The sequence below is a fragment of the Streptomyces sp. Qhu_M48 genome (assembly GCF_051305195.1).
Lineage (GTDB): Bacteria > Actinomycetota > Actinomycetes > Streptomycetales > Streptomycetaceae > Streptomyces.
The window spans coordinates 6101287-6117687 of record NZ_CP195432.1 but is presented as its reverse complement, the minus strand read 5'-3'; the positions used below and the strand labels follow the sequence as shown (position 1 = coordinate 6117687).

The window sequence follows — 16401 nt, the reverse complement described above, 5'->3', positions numbered from 1 at the left end:
AATCCCCGGGCCCGACCACGCCGTCCCGACCACGCCGTTCCGACCGCGCCGTTCCGGTCAGCGGCACTCCGTCCGGTCAGCGGCACTCCGTCCGCTCAGTGCTGTTCCGGTCAGTGCTGTTCCGGCAGCCAGCCCAGCTGCACCAGCGGCGCTCCCCGCTTCCGCGACACGAACGTGCCCCGGCCCGGCGGCATCGGCCGCGCCCGGACGTTGCCGAGGATGTCGCCCTCCTGCGGATCGCCGGAGAGCAGCACGCCCTGCGCGCCCAGCTCCTTCATGCGCTGCATGAACGGCTCGTACATCGCCCGGGAGGCCCCCGCCGCGCTGCGCGCCACGATGAACCGGATGCCGACGTCCCGGGCGAACGGCAGGTTCTCCACCAGGACCGACAGCGGGTTGCCCGAGTTGGTGGCCACCAGCTCGAAGTCGTCGACCAGGACGAAGAGTTGCGGACCCGACCACCAGCTGCGGTCCCGCAGCTGCTGCGGAGTGATGTCGGGCTTCGGCGCCCGCTTCGTCATCACCGTGTTGATCGCGTCCATGTGCATCTGCATGGCGGAGGCCATCGGCGCGTACTCCAGGAGGTGCGAGGGGGCCACCGCCTCCAGCATCGTCCGCCGGTAGTCACCGACCACGATCCGCGCCTGCTCCGGCGTGTACCGCTCGCACAGCTGCTTGGCGATGAGCCGCAGCAGCGCCGTCTTGCCGGACTCGCTCTCGCCGAAGACCAGGAAGAAGGGGTCCGACTCGAAGTCGACGAACACCGGCTCCAGGTTCGTCTCGTCGATACCGATCGCGATGCCGTGCTGCGGGTACTCGAAGCCCTTCGGCAGCCGCTCCGCCGGCAGCTTGCGCGGCAGCAGCCGCACCGCGGGCGCCGGCGTACCGGTCCAGCTCGCCTTCACCGCCTGCACGAACGCCGACGTTCCCTCCGACAGGTCGACGGCCGAGCTCGATCCGTCGATCCGCGGCAGCGCCCCCATGAAGTGCAGTTTCTCCGGCACCTGGCCGCGCCCCGGGACCCCCGTCGGCACGTTCGCCGCGACCTTGCGGTCGAACTCGGAGTCCATGACGTCACCGAGCCGCAGCTCCAGCCGGCCCAGCATCTGGTCCTTGAGCGCCGCCCGCACCTCCATGTACCGGGCCGCGGTGATCACCACGTGGATGCCGTAGCCCAGACCGCGCGCCGCGATGTCGGCGACGATCGGCTCCAGCATGTCGTAGTCGTTGCGGAAGCCGCCCCAGCCGTCCACGACCAGGAAGACGTCGCCCCAGGCTTCGCCGGGCAGGTCGCCCGCGGCCCGCTTGCGCCGGTAGGTCGCCATCGAGTCGATCGAGTGCGAACGGAAGAACTCCTCCCGCCGGTTCAGTACGCCCATCACCTCGGCGACCGTCCGGCGCACCCGCTCCGGGTCGAGCCGGGACGCCACCCCGCCGACGTGCGGCAGGTCGGCCAGCGAGATCATGCCGCCGCCGCCGAAGTCCAGGCAGTAGAACTGCACCTCGGCCGGGGTGTGGGTGAGCGCGAACGACGAGATCAGCGTCCGCATGATGGTCGACTTGCCGGACTGCGGACCGCCGACCACCATCATGTGACCGGCAGCGCCCGAGAAGTCCCGGTACAGCACCTCGCGCCGCTGCTCGAACGGCTTGTCGATGAGGCCGAGCGGCACCGTGAGTCCGCCCTGGCGCGTGTACTCCGTCGCCGTGAGCCCCCGGTCCGCCGTCTGCGCGAGCCCCGGAAGCAACTGGTCGAGCGAGGGCGCCTGGTCGAGCGGAGGCAGCCACACCTGGTGCGCCGGCACGCCCTGGCCCTCCAGCCGGCGCACGATCACGTCGAGGACGGTGTCCGCGAGCGCGTCGTCCTCCTCGGCCCGCCGCGCCGTGAGGTACGCCGGGTCCGGCGCCGCGTACACCACCGGCACCGGCGCCGCCGTGAACAGCGCGGGACGCCGCTCCACGGGCAGCTGCCCGATCTCCAGGCGCGGCCCGCCCGTGCGGTACGTGCCCGAGACGTACGCCGCCTTGAACCGGGTCATCTCGTCCGTACCGAACTTCAGGTAGCCCGAACCCGGCACCGAGGGCAGGTGGTAGGCGTCCGGCACGCCGATCGCCGTCCGCGACTCCGCCGCCGAGAAGGTCCGCAGACCGATCCGGTACGAGAGGTACGTGTCGAGACCGCGCAGCTTGCCCTCCTCCAGGCGCTGCGAGGCGAGCAGCAGGTGCACACCCAGCGAACGGCCGATACGGCCGATCTGGATGAACATGTCGATGAAGTCCGGCTTGGCGGTGAGGAGTTCGGAGAACTCGTCGATCACGAGGACCAGCGAGGCCAGCGGCTCCAGCGGGGCACCCGCCGCCCGCGCCTTCTCGTAGTCGTGGATGTTGGCGTAGTTGCCCGCCGAACGCAGCAGCTCCTGACGGCGCTGCAGTTCACCGCGGATCGCGTCGCCCATGCGGTCGACGAGCGTCAGGTCGTCCGACAGGTTGGTGATGACCGCCGCCACGTGCGGCATCTGCGACATGCCCGCGAAGGTCGCGCCGCCCTTGAAGTCCGCGAGGACGAAGTTCAGCGTCTCCGAGGAGTGCGTCACCGCGAGGCCCAGCACCAGCGTCCGCAGCAGCTCCGACTTTCCGGAACCCGTGGCGCCCACGCACAGACCGTGCGGACCCATGCCCTCCTGCGCGGCCTCCTTCAGGTCCAGCATGACCGGCTGGCCGTCCTCGCCGACACCGATCGGCACCCGGAGCCGCTCGGCCACAGACCGAGGCCGCCAGGTGCGGGCCACGTCCACCGAGCCCGCGTCGCCCAGGTTCAGCAGATCCGTGAAGTCCAGGTTGGCGAGCAGCGGCTCGTCGTCGTCCCCGCCGCCCATCCGCAGCGGCGCCAGCTGCCGGGCCAGCGCCTCCGCCGCGGGCAGCGAGATGCCGTCGGGCAGCCCCTCGTACGCGAAGCCGCCCCCCGACTCCAGACGCAGCCGGCCGGGGCGCACCACCACGGAGAGACCGCCGCGCGGCTCGTCGAGGTCGCCGGAGACCACCTCCACGATCGTCACGCCCTGCAGGCCCTCGGCCGCCGCGAGCAGCGAGTCCGGCGGCACCAGACCACCACGGGTGGAGTCGGAGTCGAGGACCACGACCACGTGCGGCTGGTCGAGCACCGGCTGGTTCTCCCGGGAGAACCGCGGCCGCCCGTCCAGCCGCGACCGGATCAGCCCCTCCAGCTCACCGAGGTCGTCGCCGAACAGCCGCTTCGTACCGGCCCCGTCGACCTGCCCCGGCACCTGGGTGTGCGGCAGCCACTTCGTCCAGTCCCAGCGCTCCTGCGCGGGACGGGCAGCCACCACGGCCAGCATCAGGTCGTCGGGGGAGTGCAGCGTCACCAGCTGCGCCACCAGAGCGCGGGCGGCGGCCTGCGCCGACTCCGGGTCGCCCGACACCGTCACGTGGTAGAACGCCCGCATCGAGACCGCCATCGGCAGCCCGTCCAGGGTGCCGTGCACCGCGAGGAACTGCTGCATCGCACCCGCGCACAGCGGCTCCAGCTCGTCCACCGGAGCCGTGTCCGGAGCCACCAGGGGCGTCGCCAGCTGCTGTGCCCCGAGCCCTATCCGCGCCTGCCCGAAGTCATGGTCGCCGACCCGTCGCTCCCACACCCGGGAGCCCTCCGCCACCACCGACCACAACTGCTCGGGGGAGGGGTGCAGATACAGCTGCGCGTCCCGCTGCTTGCGCGCGGTGCGCCGGACCGTACGCCGGGTCTGCGCGAGGTATTTGAGGTAGTCGCGGCGGACATCGGCCATTTGCCCCTGCGTACCGCGACGAAATCTGACGAACTGTGCGATGGCCATCGCGACCGTCGACGCCAGCATCAGCACACCCATGATCCGCATGATCGGCGAGGGCGTCATGAAGAAGAACACGACCGAGGAGCCCATGCCGAGCATCGGCAGGAGCTGCATCAACGCCGACTCCTGCTGCCCCCGCGGAAGTTCCGGCGGAGACTCCAGGACCAGTTCCTCACCGGGCACTTCCGGCGGAAGAGACCTCGGCGGGCGTTTGACGACGATCTGGCTCACCGGCGCATCAATCCCTCGTTGGAGGCGGGCTCGTGGCGGGAGCATCCGCACGGCACCCCTGTCGGCAGCCGAGCGCACGGACTTCCCCCATGGGACGGCGATCCTACTTGCAGCCCCCACCGGCCGTCCCCGGTAGGGTGGCGCGCGCATCGTGCGCAACCGCGAATCAGGGGGTCCAGACACGTGAGTACGACCGCAGCGACCGGTTTCTGCCGCGTCACCGTCGTGGCGCCGGACAGCCGCATCGACGTCGCGCTCCCCGAGGACATCGCCGTCGCCGACGTCTACCCGGAGATCCTGCGGCTCACCGGGCAGACCCAGGCGGCCGGCACCCCCACGGGATACCACCTCGTCCGCCGCGACGGATCGGTCCTCGACGGCGCCCGCACCCTCGCCGCCCAGCAGGTCCTCGACGGCGAGGTGCTGTCCCTGCGCCCCTTCGCCCAGTCCCTGCCGCCGGCCGTCTACGACGACGTGTCCGACGCCGTCGCCTCCGCCGTCACCCGCGACCGGCACCTGTGGAGCGACGAACTGCTGCGCGGCGCCGGACTCATCGGCGGTGTCCTGCTCCTCGTCCTCATGGGCTTCGTCCTCTGGTTCGCCGACCCGGTCCGCCACGACATGCACAGCCTGCCCGGGATCATCGCGGGCGCCGCGGGACTCCTCCTGACCGCCTTCGCCGGAGTGCGCGCCCGCGTGTACGGCGACCGGGCCACCGCCGTCGCCCTCGGCCTCGGCGCCCTGCCGCTGCTGCTCATCGCCGGCTCCGGCATCGTCGCCGCCGACGCCGGCCAGGGCCCCGGCCGCCTGCAGTTCCTGCTCGGCTGCGTCACCGTCCTCGTCGCCTCGGTGGCCCTCGTGGCGCTCACCCCCAGCGGCGACGCGCCCTTCGTCGCCGCCACCTTCCTCTCCGCCGTCGGCACCCTCGCCACCTTCGTGGCGATCCTCACCGAGAGCTCCGCCACCGAGACGGCCGCCGTCTGCGCCCCCGTCGCCATCGGCCTCGTCGCCTTCCTGCCCGGCCTCTCCGCCCGCTTCGCCCGGCTCCCCATCGGCTACGCCGCCCCGCGCAGCGCCGCCGAGGACGAGTTCCTCGGCGACCCGCAGCAGCAGGCCGGCGAGGAGGCCCAGCCCGTCGACGGCGAGCGCATCGCGCTCCAGAGCCGCCGCGGCCACGAGATGCTCCTCGGCCTGGTCGGCGGCTGCGCGGCCGTCGTCGTCGGCTCCGCCGCCGTGCTCGGCTTCGCCGGCAACGTCTGGGGCCAGCTCCTCGCCCTCGCCGCCGGCCTGGCGATGCTGCTGCGCGCCCGCCTCTTCCGCTACACCTCGCAGGTCGCCTGTGTCCTCGTCGCCGGCATCGCCGCCGTCGCGCTGCTCGTCCTCGGCCTCTCCCTCAACCCGCCGGCCGACCTCGTCAAGGAACTCCTCGTGTACGGGGACCGGGGCGGCCTGGACATCCGTACGATCTGGCTCACCGCGGCCGTCGCCGCCGGAGCCGCGCTGATCACCGCCATCGGCCTGATCATCCCGAGGAAGGGCCTGTCCCCGTTCTGGGGCCGTCTCCTCGACCTGGCCGAGGGCTTCGTCCTGCTCTCCCTCGTCCCGCTCTGCCTCGCCGTCCTCGACGTCTTCACGGCGGTCCGCTCCCTCACCAGCAAGTAGCCGGCGAGTGGAAAAGAGAACCGGGGGCGCTCCGGCGAGCTGGTACGCTGTGTTACGGCCGTTTGTGTACGCGCTCCCGGAAGCCCTCGAAGCCTCTGGAAGCTGCGCCCATCGGACCTTCGCCCGTCGAGTCACGGAAGCTTCCCCTGAGACCTAGACCAGGGGCACTCGCGGGCGCACGAACACCAAGAGGAGATCCGCGTGGCTCTCGACGCCGCTGTCAAGAAGCAGATCATGACCGAGTTCGGCACCAAGGAGGGCGACACCGGCTCCCCCGAGGTCCAGGTGGCGATGCTGTCCCGCCGCATCTCGGACCTGACCGAGCACCTCAAGCAGCACAAGCACGACCACCACTCCCGCCGTGGTCTGCTGATCCTGGTCGGCCAGCGCCGCCGCCTGCTGCAGTACCTGGCCAAGAAGGACATCGCGCGCTTCCGTACCCTGGTCGACCGCCTCGGCATCCGCCGCGGTGCGGCCGGCGGTGCCAAGTAAGACGCCGTTGAGGGAGCGGTTCCCACTTTCAGGGGGCCGCTCCCTTTGCCGTACGTGCACAAAGTGTGCGCACCGGCTTAGTCTGGTCGCACAACCCCATACGACGAGCGAGGAGCCGCCGGCCAGCCGCCGGTCCTCGGTAGTGGCCCCCGGACGAATCACCGGGTGCTTCGATCGAAGACCGGCCCGCACCCGAGGCGCTCCTCCGCCGCCGTCGCCACCGTCCCCGGCCACACGGGCCCCGGACGCAAAGACGAACACGTAGGAGAAACCACTAGTGGAGAACGAGACCCACTACGCCGAGGCCGTCATCGACAACGGCACCTTCGGCACCCGCACCATCCGCTTCGAGACCGGCCGCCTCGCCAAGCAGGCCGCCGGCTCCGCCGTCGCCTACCTGGACGACGACACGATGGTCCTCTCGGCGACCACCGCCTCGAAGCGCCCCAAGGACCAGCTCGACTTCTTCCCCCTCACGGTGGACGTCGAGGAGCGGATGTACGCGGCCGGCAAGATCCCCGGCTCCTTCTTCCGCCGGGAGGGCCGCCCCTCCGAGGACGCGATCCTCACCTGCCGTCTGATCGACCGGCCGCTGCGCCCCTCCTTCAAGAAGGGCCTGCGCAACGAGATCCAGATCGTCGAGACGATCATGGCGCTCAACCCCGACCACCTGTACGACGTGGTCGCGATCAACGCCGCCTCCTGCTCCACGCAGCTGGCCGGCCTGCCCTTCTCCGGCCCGATCGGCGGCACCCGTGTCGCCCTGATCAAGGGCCAGTGGGTCGCGTTCCCGACGCACACCGAGCTCGAGGACGCCGTCTTCGACATGGTCGTCGCCGGTCGCGTCCTCGAGGACGGCGACGTCGCGATCATGATGGTCGAGGCCGAGGCCACCGAGAAGACCATCGAGCTCGTCAAGGGCGGCGCCGAGGCGCCGACCGAGGAGGTCGTCGCCGCCGGTCTCGAGGCCGCGAAGCCCTTCATCAAGGCGCTCTGCAAGGCCCAGTCGGACCTCGCCGCCAAGGCCGCCAAGCCCACCGGCGAGTTCCCGGTCTTCCTGGACTACCAGGACGACGTCCTGGAGGCGCTCACCGCCGCCGTCAAGGGTGAGCTCACCAAGGCGCTCACCATCGCCGGCAAGCAGGAGCGCGAGACCGAGCTCGACCGCATCAAGGAGCTCGCCGCCGAGAAGCTCCTCCCGGCCTTCGAGGGCCGCGAGAAGGAGATCTCGGGCGCCTACCGCGCGCTGACCAAGAAGCTGGTCCGCGAGCGCGTCATCAAGGACAAGGTCCGCATCGACGGCCGTGGCCTCACGGACATCCGTACGCTCGCGGCCGAGGTCGAGGCCATCCCGCGCGTACACGGCTCGGCGCTGTTCGAGCGTGGCGAGACCCAGATCCTGGGCGTCACCACCCTCAACATGCTCCGCATGGAGCAGCAGCTGGACACCCTCTCCCCGGTGACCCGCAAGCGCTACATGCACAACTACAACTTCCCGCCGTACTCCGTCGGCGAGACCGGCCGCGTGGGCTCGCCCAAGCGCCGTGAGATCGGCCACGGCGCGCTCGCCGAGCGCGCCATCGTGCCGGTGCTGCCGACGCGCGAGGAGTTCCCCTACGCGATCCGTCAGGTGTCCGAGGCCCTCGGCTCCAACGGTTCGACGTCGATGGGCTCGGTCTGCGCCTCCACCATGTCGCTGCTGAACGCCGGTGTGCCGCTGAAGGCCGCCGTCGCCGGTATCGCCATGGGTCTGATCTCCGAGGAGATCGACGGCCAGACGCACTACGTCGCCCTCACCGACATCCTCGGTGCCGAGGACGCGTTCGGCGACATGGACTTCAAGGTCGCCGGCACGAAGCAGTTCGTGACCGCCCTCCAGCTCGACACCAAGCTCGACGGCATCCCCGCCTCGGTCCTGGCCGCCGCGCTGAAGCAGGCCCGTGACGCGCGTCTGCACATCCTCGACGTGATGAACGAGGCGATCGACGTTCCGGACGAGATGTCCCCGAACGCGCCGCGCATCATCACCGTCAAGATCCCGGTGGACAAGATCGGTGAGGTCATCGGCCCCAAGGGCAAGATGATCAACCAGATCCAGGAGGACACCGGCGCCGACATCACGATCGAGGACGACGGCACCATCTACATCGGTGCCCAGCAGGGCTCGCAGGCCGAGGCCGCCCGCGCCACGATCAACGCGATCGCCAACCCGACCATGCCGGAGGTCGGCGAGCGTTACCTGGGTACGGTCGTCAAGACCACCACCTTCGGTGCCTTCGTCTCCCTCATGCCCGGCAAGGACGGCCTGCTGCACATCTCGCAGATCCGCAAGCTCGCCGGTGGCAAGCGCGTGGAGAACGTCGAGGACGTGCTCGCGATCGGCTCCAAGGTCCAGGTCGAGATCGCCGAGATCGACCAGCGCGGCAAGCTCTCCCTGATCCCCGTGATCGCGGACGAGGACGGCGCCGCCGACGACAAGGGCGACACCGACCAGTGACGTCCCGTAGTTCCGTGACGACGGCCCGCCCCTCTTCGGAGGGGCGGGCCGTCGCCCGTACCCAAACGCTTCTCCCGGGCAAGGACGGCATCGGCACGGTCCGCCGCACGACCCTCCCCGGCGGCCTCCGGATCGTCACCGAGACGCTCCCCTCCGTACGCTCCGCCACCTTCGGCATCTGGGCGCACGTCGGATCCCGCGACGAGACCCCGTCGCTCAACGGCGCGACCCACTACCTGGAGCACCTCCTCTTCAAGGGCACCCACCAGCGGTCCGCCCTCGACATCTCCGCCGCGATCGACGCGGTCGGCGGCGAGATGAACGCCTTCACGGCGAAGGAGTACACCTGCTACTACGCCCGGGTCCTCGACACCGACCTGCCGCTGGCGATCGACGTCGTCTGCGACATGCTCACCGGCTCGCTCATCCTCGACGAGGACGTGGACGCCGAGCGCGGTGTCATCCTCGAAGAGATCGCGATGACCGAGGACGACCCCGGTGACGTCGTCCACGAGTTGTTCGCGCAGACCATGTTCGGCGACACCCCGCTGGGCCGTCCGGTCCTCGGCACCGTCGACACGGTCAACGCCCTCAGCCGCGGCCAGATCGCGCGCTTCTACAAGAAGCACTACGACCCGACCCACCTGGTCGTCGCCGCCGCGGGCAACGTCGACCACGCCACGGTGGTACGCCAGGTCCGCCGCGCCTTCGAGAAGGCCGGCGCCCTCACCCGTACCGACGCCGTCCCCGTCGCCCCCCGCGACGGCCTGCGCACCCTGCGCGCGGCGGGCCGCGTCGAGCTCCTGAACCGCAAGACCGAGCAGGCCCACGTGGTCCTCGGCATGCCGGGCCTCGCCCGCACCGACGAGCGCCGCTGGGCCCTCGGCGTGCTCAACACCGCCCTCGGCGGCGGCATGTCCTCCCGCCTCTTCCAGGAGGTCCGCGAGAAGCGCGGCCTGGCCTACAGCGTGTACTCGTACACCTCGGGCTTCGCCGACTGCGGCCTCTTCGGGGTGTACGCGGGCTGCCGGCCCGGCCAGGTCCACGACGTACTGAGGATCTGCCGCGACGAGCTCGCCAAGGTCGCCGCCGACGGCCTCACGGACGACGAGATCGCCCGCGCCGTCGGCCAGCTCTCCGGATCGACCGTCCTCGGCCTGGAGGACACCGGCGCGCTGATGAACCGCATCGGCAAGAGCGAGCTGTGCTGGGGCACCCAGATGTCGGTGGACGACATGCTGGACCGGATCGCCGCCGTCACCCCGGACGAGGTCCGGGAGGTCGCCCGCGATGTACTGGCCCAGCGGCCCTCGCTGGCGGTGATCGGCCCACTGAAGGACAAGCAGGCCGACCGTCTGCACCAGGCCGTCTCCTGACCACCTAGCCCTAAGGAATGCAGAGCAATGAGCAAGCTGCGCGTGGCGGTCCTCGGTGCCCGGGGCCGTATCGGCTCCGAGGCCGTGAGGGCCGTCGAGGCCGCCGAGGACATGGAACTGGTCGCGGCCCTCGGCCGCGGGGACAAGCTGGAGACGCTCACCGAGGCGGGTGCCCAGGTCGTCGTCGAGCTGACCACCCCCGCCTCGGTCATGGAGAACCTCGACTTCTGCGTGCGCCACGGCATCCACGCGGTCGTCGGCACCACCGGCTGGACCGATGAGCGCCTCGCGCAGCTGCGGACCTGGCTCGCCGCCTCCCCCGAGACGGGCGTCCTCATCGCTCCGAACTTCTCCATCGGCGCGGTCCTCACCATGAGGTTCGCCCAGCTCGCGGCCCCGTACTTCGAGTCCGTCGAGGTCGTCGAACTGCACCACCCGAACAAGGTGGACGCCCCCTCCGGCACCGCCACCCGGACGGCCCAGCTGATCGCCGCGGCCCGCGCCGACGCCGGCCTCGGCCCTCAGCCGGACGCCACCACCACGGCCCTGGCCGGCGCCCGCGGCGCGGACGTCGACGGCGTCCCCGTCCACGCGGTACGGCTCCGGGGCCTGCTCGCGCACCAGGAGGTACTGCTGGGCGGCGAGGGCGAGACCCTCACCGTCCGGCACGACTCCCTGCACCACTCCAGTTTCATGCCGGGCATCCTCCTGGGCGCCCGCCGTGTGACCAGCGCTCCGGGCCTCACCTTCGGCCTGGAGCACTTCCTGGACCTGGGCTGACGGCCATGGGCGGAAAGATCACATACGTCTTCCTGGCCACCGTGCTGGTGCTCGTCTTCGGCGTGGTGGCCATGGAGGGCGTCCTGCTGCTCCTCACGGGCGAGCCGGCCGCCATGGGCATGGGCGCGGTGGCGTTCCTGCTGCCCGGAGTCGGCGGCTGGTTCCTCTGGAAGAACACCCGGTTCGCGCGGCAGGCGGGCCGCCTCGCCACCGAACTGGAGGCGGAGGGCGGCCTGCCCGTCGACGAACTGAAGCGCACGGAGGGCGGCCGCATCGACCGCGACTCCGCCGACGAGGTCTTCGCCCGGCGCAAGGCCGAGACGGAGGACTCACCGGACGACTGGCGCTGCTGGTTCCGGCTCGCGGTCGCCTACCACGACGCCCGCGACACCCCCCGGGCCCGTAAGGCGATGCAGCGGGCCATCGCCCTCCACGAGGGGCGCCCGGTCAGCGTGTGACGGCCGGGGCCACTCCGTACTCGGCGTTCCAGGCCTCGACCGTGTCGGCCGCCCGGTCGAAGGCCTCGACACGGGAGAGGAAGTCGGCGTTGTGGTCGGTGAGCAGCACCAGCTGCTCACCACCCTGCCGGCCGAGCACCAGGGCCTGACCCTGGACGGTGCGGGGGAGTCCCAGCCAGCGCACCGGCTGCTGCACGGTCCGCAGGGCCGTCACCTTCGCCCACGGCACGGTGACGGTGGAGAGGAAGGCCACGCGGCGCACTCCGGCGCGGCTGACCCAGGTGCCCATACGCAGCATGCGCAGGGCGGCCAGGATGACGAGCAGGGCGAGGCCCAGGGTGGCACCCGCGCCGCCGAAGGCTCCCGCGGCGGCGATGACCACCGCGGCGAGGAGTACGAAAGAGGCGAGCAGCAGCGCCAGCGCCGCCGCCCCGACCCGCCAGGACCCCGGTCGGTACGGCCGACGCCACTGGTCGTGGTCGTCGAACGGCAGGGCGACGTGGTCGGTCGTGTCAAAAGCACGGTCGGCCGTCAGAAAGGGCAGGGGCACGACAGGTCCTCACTTACAGGCACGCTCGAAGGGGCAGTGCCCGGTGAGGCTACCTCAGCGGTTGTCGGAGGCTTCGGACTGCTGCTGACGAGTGGCGGAGTCACCCGACTGCAGGGACGGCATACCGAAGACCAGCGAACCGACGAGACCGGCCGCGACGGTCAGGCCGAGCAGCGCACGGCCCACGATCTGCGAGGCGCCGGGGCGCTCCCGGGGTGGCGGAGTGACGTTACTGCGGAAGTGGTCGGCCTCCGCGACGAACGCGAACGGTACGGCCTCTCGCCGGCGGAACATCAGAGCCACTCTCCTCGGTCGTCGTCGTGCTTCACAGGTACAGACGACGGAACCGGGGTTTTGGTGCCCTATTTCACCAAAGCAGCCGAATCTCATCCTCCGGTAGGACGTCGTTAGAGTGGGCGACTGCAACAGCCGATTGGAAGGACCGCTGGTGACCGACAGCCCCACCGAGAACGTGAAGATCGACTTCCGGAGCGACGTCACCGTTGATCTGGTCAAGAGCGCGGCGGCCGACTCCGACGTCCTCTGGGCGGCCCGGGTCTCCACGGCGGGCGAGCAGTCCCTCGAAGAGCTCCAGAAGGACCCGGAGCGCTCGAAGGGGCTCATCAACTACCTGATGCGGGACCGCCACGGTAGCCCCTTCGAGCACAACTCGATGACGTTCTTCATCAGCGCCCCGATCTTCGTGTTCCGCGAGTTCATGCGGCACCGCGTCGGATGGTCGTACAACGAGGAATCGGGCCGCTACAGGGAGCTCCAGCCGGTCTTCTACGTCCCCGACACCTCCCGCAAGCTCGTCCAGGAGGGCCGCCCCGGCAAGTACGTCTTCGTCGACGGCACCCAGGAGCAGCACGACCTGGTGAGCCGCACGATGGAGGAGTCGTACCGGACGGCCTACGCCACCTACCAGGAGATGCTGGCCGGCGGCGTCGCCCGCGAGGTCGCCCGCTCGGTCCTCCCCGTCGGCCTCTTCTCCTCGATGTACGCCACGTGCAACGCGCGCTCGCTCATGCACTTCCTGGGCCTGCGCACCCAGCACGAGCTTGCCGCGGTCCCGTCCTTCCCGCAGCGGGAGATCGAGATGGTCGGCGAGAGGATGGAAGAGCACTGGGCCCGGCTGATGCCGCTGACCCACGCGGCGTTCAACAAGAACGGCCGTGTGGCCCCGTAGGGCACAGATGTCCGAACACCTCGTGTGAAGTGTCCGTATTGCGACGTTTCACGAAGTTCATCTAGGCTGATCAAACGGACCCCGGCGCTGCCTGAACCCCCGAGCAGACAGCGCCGGGCTCCCTTTCTCCTGTCCCCCTAGGGGACACCCGGCGCTGAGCAGCGAGTAGCGTGTTACCCATGGCTCCGATCTCCACTCCGCAGACCCCCTTCGGGCGGGTCCTCACCGCCATGGTCACGCCCTTCACGGCGGACGGCGCACTCGACCTCGACGGTGCCCAGCGACTGGCCACCCATCTGGTGGACGCAGGCAACGACGGCCTCGTCGTCAACGGCACCACCGGCGAGTCCCCCACCACCAGCGACGCGGAGAAATCGGAGCTGGTACGAGCGGTACTGGAGGCGGTCGGCGACCGCGCCCACATCGTGGCCGGCATCGGCACCAACGACACCCACCACTCGATCGAGCTCGCACGCACCGCCGAGCGCGACGGCGCGCACGGCCTGCTCGCCGTCACGCCGTACTACAACAAGCCCCCGCAGGAGGGCCTGTACCGGCACTTCTCGGCCATCGCCGACGCCACCGAGCTTCCGGTGATGCTCTACGACATCCCCGGCCGCAGTGGCGTCCCGATCGACACCGAGACGATCGTCCGGCTCGCCGAGAACCCGCGCATCGTCGCCAACAAGGACGCCAAGGGCGACCTGGGCCGCGCCAGCTGGGCCATCGCCCGCTCCGGCCTCGCCTGGTACTCCGGCGACGACATGCTCAACCTGCCCCTGCTCTCCGTCGGAGCCTGCGGCTTCGTCTCCGTCGTCGGCCACGTCGTCACCCCGGAACTCCGCGCCCTCATCGACGCCCACCTGGGCGGCGAGGTCCAGAAGGCCACCGAGATCCACCAGAAGCTGCTCCCGGTCTACACCGGCATGTTCCGCACCCAGGGCGTCATGACCACCAAGGCCGCCCTCACCCTCCAGGGCCTCCCGGCCGGCCCGCTGCGGCCGCCGCTCGTCGAGCTCTCCGACCAGGAGACCGCACAGCTCAAGGTCGACCTGGCCGCCGGCGGGGTAGAGCTCTGACAACGGACTTCACAACTGAACACTGACAACAGCAAGTGCATGAATGTCATGCGCGCCACGTGCCAAGAGGTACGTGGCGTGCGTGGTGAGGAGAGTCTTTTGAGTCATCCGCATCCTGAACTCGGCGCCCCGCCGAAGCTCCCGAAGGGCGCCCTGCGCGTCATCCCGCTCGGCGGGCTCGGCGAGATCGGCCGGAACATGACGGTCTTCGAGTTCGACGGCCGTCTGCTCATCGTCGACTGCGGCGTCCTCTTCCCCGAGGAGGAGCAGCCCGGTGTCGACCTGATCCTGCCCGACTTCACCATCATCCGGGACCGCCTGGACGACATCGAGGGCATCGTGCTCACGCACGGCCACGAGGACCACATCGGTGCCGTCCCCTACCTGCTCCGGCTCAAGCCGGACATCCCGCTCATCGGGTCCAAGCTGACCCTCGCGCTGATCGAGGCGAAGCTCCAGGAGCACCGCATCCGCCCCTACACCCTTGAGGTGAAGGAGGGCGACCGAGAGGTCCTGGGCTCGTTCGACTGCGAGTTCATCGCGGTCAACCACTCCATCCCGGACGCGCTCGCGGTCGCCATCCGCACCCCCGCGGGCATGGCCGTCGCCACCGGCGACTTCAAGATGGACCAGCTCCCGCTGGACGGCCGCCTCACCGACCTGCACGCGTTCGCGCGTCTGAGCGAGGAGGGCATCGACCTCCTCCTCTCGGACTCCACGAACGCCGAGGTCCCGGGCTTCGTCCCGCCGGAGAAGGACATCTCCAACGTCCTGCGCACGGTCTTCGCGAACGCCCAGAAGCGGATCATCGTGGCGAGCTTCGCCAGCCACGTGCACCGCATCCAGCAGATCCTGGACGCCGCCCACGAGTACGGCCGCCGGGTCGCCTTCGTCGGCCGCTCGATGGTCCGCAACATGGGCATCGCCCGTGACCTGGGCTACCTCCGGGTGCCGGCCGGTCTCGTCGTGGACGTGAAGACCCTCGACGACCTGCCGGACGACGAGGTCGTGCTGGTCTGCACGGGTTCGCAGGGCGAGCCGATGGCGGCCCTGTCCCGCATGGCCAACCGCGACCACCAGATCCGGATCGTCCCCGGCGACACCGTGATCCTGGCGTCGTCCCTCATCCCGGGCAACGAGAACGCGGTCTACCGCGTGATCAACGGTCTGACCCGCTGGGGCGCGCACGTCGTCCACAAGGGCAACGCCAAGGTCCACGTCTCGGGTCACGCCTCGGCTGGCGAGCTGCTGTACTTCTACAACATCTGCCGCCCGAAGAACCTCATGCCGGTCCACGGCGAATGGCGCCACCTGCGCGCCAACGCCGAACTCGGCGCGATGACGGGCATCCCCAAGGACCACATCGTCATCGCCGAGGACGGCGTCGTCGTCGACCTGGTCGACGGCCGCGCCCGGATCACCGGCAAGGTCCAGGCGGGTTACGTGTACGTCGACGGCCTCTCGGTCGGCGACGTCACGGAGGTCCACCTCAAGGACCGCCGCATCCTCGGCGAAGAGGGCATCATCTCGGTCTTCGTGGTGGTGGACTCCTCCACCGGCAAGATCGTGAGCGGCCCGAACATCCACGCCCGGGGCTCCGGCATCGAGGACTCGGCGTTCGACGCCGTGGTCCCGAAGGTCGACCAGGTCCTCAACAAGTCGGCTCAGGACGGCGTGCTCGAGCCCCACCAGCTCCAGCAGCTGATCCGCCGCACGGTGGGCAAGTGGGTCTCCGACACCTACCGCCGCCGGCCGATGATCCTCCCGGTCGTCGTCGAGGTCTGACGGCCTGACCAGCAGCGCACCGGAGCGGGGCCCCTCGATTTGCATCGGGGCGCCCCGCTCCAGTACGTTTACGGCTCCGCCAGAACGGGAAGCACCGGCGCCGACGTGCGTCCGATCGCTTCTCCGGGAGGCGGGAAATCCGACTCAGATCATCTGATAAAGTCGGAACCGCCGAAAGGCCCCCGGAGTGAAAACAAAAGGGACCGGAAAGCACCGAGGAAATCGGATCGAAAAGATCTGATAGAGTCGGAAACGCAAGACCGAAGGGAAGCCCGGAGGAAAGCCCGAGAGGGTGAGTACAAAGGAAGCGTCCGTTCCTTGAGAACTCAACAGCGTGCCAAAAATCAACGCCAGATTAGTTGATACCCCGTCCATCTTCGGATGGCGAGGTTCCTTTGAAAGTCCTGCCGGCCCTTGTGGCGGGTAGGCAACATACACAGCGAGGACGCTGTGG

12 protein-coding genes are annotated in these 16401 nt (G+C 70.0%); 9 read left to right on the top strand and 3 right to left on the bottom strand.

What is annotated here, in order from left to right; all coding sequences use genetic code 11:
* Positions 1 to 110: 110 nt before the first annotated feature.
* Positions 111 to 4079 (bottom strand): type VII secretion protein EccCa, encoded by a 3969-nt coding sequence (gene eccCa, locus ACRRSS_RS27345; protein WP_435973747.1) that lies wholly within the window; start codon positions 4077 to 4079, stop codon positions 111 to 113.
* A gap of 183 nt (positions 4080 to 4262) precedes the next feature.
* On the opposite strand from eccCa, the gene eccD reads away from it, so the two are divergent.
* The 6 genes from eccD to ACRRSS_RS27315 all read left to right on the top strand — a co-directional run bounded on the left by eccD (position 4263) and on the right by ACRRSS_RS27315 (position 11344).
* Positions 4263 to 5741 carry a type VII secretion integral membrane protein EccD gene (eccD, locus tag ACRRSS_RS27340; protein ID WP_435973746.1) on the top strand — a complete coding sequence of 493 codons (1479 nt, stop codon included), beginning with the start codon at positions 4263 to 4265 and terminating at the stop codon, positions 5739 to 5741.
* Positions 5742 to 5942: 201 nt separating this feature from the next.
* Positions 5943 to 6233 (top strand): 30S ribosomal protein S15, encoded by a 291-nt coding sequence (rpsO, locus tag ACRRSS_RS27335; RefSeq protein WP_231071434.1) that lies wholly within the window; start codon positions 5943 to 5945, stop codon positions 6231 to 6233.
* 277 nt (positions 6234 to 6510) lie between these two features.
* Positions 6511 to 8730 carry a polyribonucleotide nucleotidyltransferase gene (locus tag ACRRSS_RS27330; protein ID WP_435973745.1) on the top strand — a complete coding sequence of 740 codons (2220 nt, stop codon included), beginning with the start codon at positions 6511 to 6513 and terminating at the stop codon, positions 8728 to 8730.
* The gene (locus ACRRSS_RS27325) at positions 8727 to 10106 is read left to right on the top strand and encodes a M16 family metallopeptidase (protein WP_435973744.1); all 1380 of its coding nucleotides are present in this window, start codon (positions 8727 to 8729) and stop codon (positions 10104 to 10106) included. Before ACRRSS_RS27330 ends, ACRRSS_RS27325 begins: the two co-directional genes overlap by 4 nt.
* Before the next feature lie 27 nt (positions 10107 to 10133).
* The gene (dapB, locus tag ACRRSS_RS27320) at positions 10134 to 10886 is read left to right on the top strand and encodes a 4-hydroxy-tetrahydrodipicolinate reductase (protein WP_435973743.1); all 753 of its coding nucleotides are present in this window, start codon (positions 10134 to 10136) and stop codon (positions 10884 to 10886) included.
* 5 nt (positions 10887 to 10891) lie between these two features.
* A complete protein-coding gene (locus tag ACRRSS_RS27315; protein WP_365786901.1) occupies positions 10892 to 11344 on the top strand; it encodes a tetratricopeptide repeat protein in 453 nt (150 codons plus the stop codon).
* On the opposite strand, the gene ACRRSS_RS27310 is transcribed toward ACRRSS_RS27315, so the two are convergent.
* Together ACRRSS_RS27310 and ACRRSS_RS27305 are read right to left on the bottom strand one after the other, a co-directional pair.
* A complete protein-coding gene (locus ACRRSS_RS27310) occupies positions 11334 to 11894 on the bottom strand; it encodes a hypothetical protein (protein ID WP_435973742.1) in 561 nt (186 codons plus the stop codon). The genes ACRRSS_RS27315 and ACRRSS_RS27310 overlap by 11 nt on opposite strands.
* A 54-nt stretch (positions 11895 to 11948) precedes the next feature.
* The gene (locus ACRRSS_RS27305) at positions 11949 to 12188 is read right to left on the bottom strand and encodes a hypothetical protein (RefSeq protein WP_435973741.1); all 240 of its coding nucleotides are present in this window, start codon (positions 12186 to 12188) and stop codon (positions 11949 to 11951) included.
* A gap of 154 nt (positions 12189 to 12342) precedes the next feature.
* Between ACRRSS_RS27305 and thyX the strand changes: the two genes are divergently transcribed.
* The 3 genes from thyX to ACRRSS_RS27290 all read left to right on the top strand — a co-directional run bounded on the left by thyX (position 12343) and on the right by ACRRSS_RS27290 (position 15947).
* Positions 12343 to 13083: an FAD-dependent thymidylate synthase gene (thyX, locus tag ACRRSS_RS27300; RefSeq protein WP_435973740.1), complete on the top strand. Its 741-nt coding sequence runs from the start codon at positions 12343 to 12345 to the stop codon at positions 13081 to 13083.
* A 179-nt stretch (positions 13084 to 13262) separates the two neighbouring features.
* Positions 13263 to 14162 (top strand): 4-hydroxy-tetrahydrodipicolinate synthase, encoded by a 900-nt coding sequence (gene dapA / locus ACRRSS_RS27295; protein WP_435973739.1) that lies wholly within the window; start codon positions 13263 to 13265, stop codon positions 14160 to 14162.
* Between the two features lie 99 nt (positions 14163 to 14261).
* Positions 14262 to 15947: a ribonuclease J gene (locus ACRRSS_RS27290; protein ID WP_435973738.1), complete on the top strand. Its 1686-nt coding sequence runs from the start codon at positions 14262 to 14264 to the stop codon at positions 15945 to 15947.
* Positions 15948 to 16401 lie beyond the last annotated feature (454 nt).

Bases quoted from the DNA above. Each gene is read 5' to 3' on its own strand.
- dapB (WP_435973743.1), top strand. From the start codon at position 10,134: ATGAGCAAGCTGCGCGTGGCGGTCCTCGGTGCCCGGGGCCGTATCGGC.
- ACRRSS_RS27305 (WP_435973741.1), bottom strand. From the start codon at position 12,188: ATGTTCCGCCGGCGAGAGGCCGTACCGTTCGCGTTCGTCGCGGAGGCC.
- dapA (WP_435973739.1), top strand. From the start codon at position 13,263: ATGGCTCCGATCTCCACTCCGCAGACCCCCTTCGGGCGGGTCCTCACC.
- ACRRSS_RS27315 (WP_365786901.1), top strand. From the start codon at position 10,892: ATGGGCGGAAAGATCACATACGTCTTCCTGGCCACCGTGCTGGTGCTC.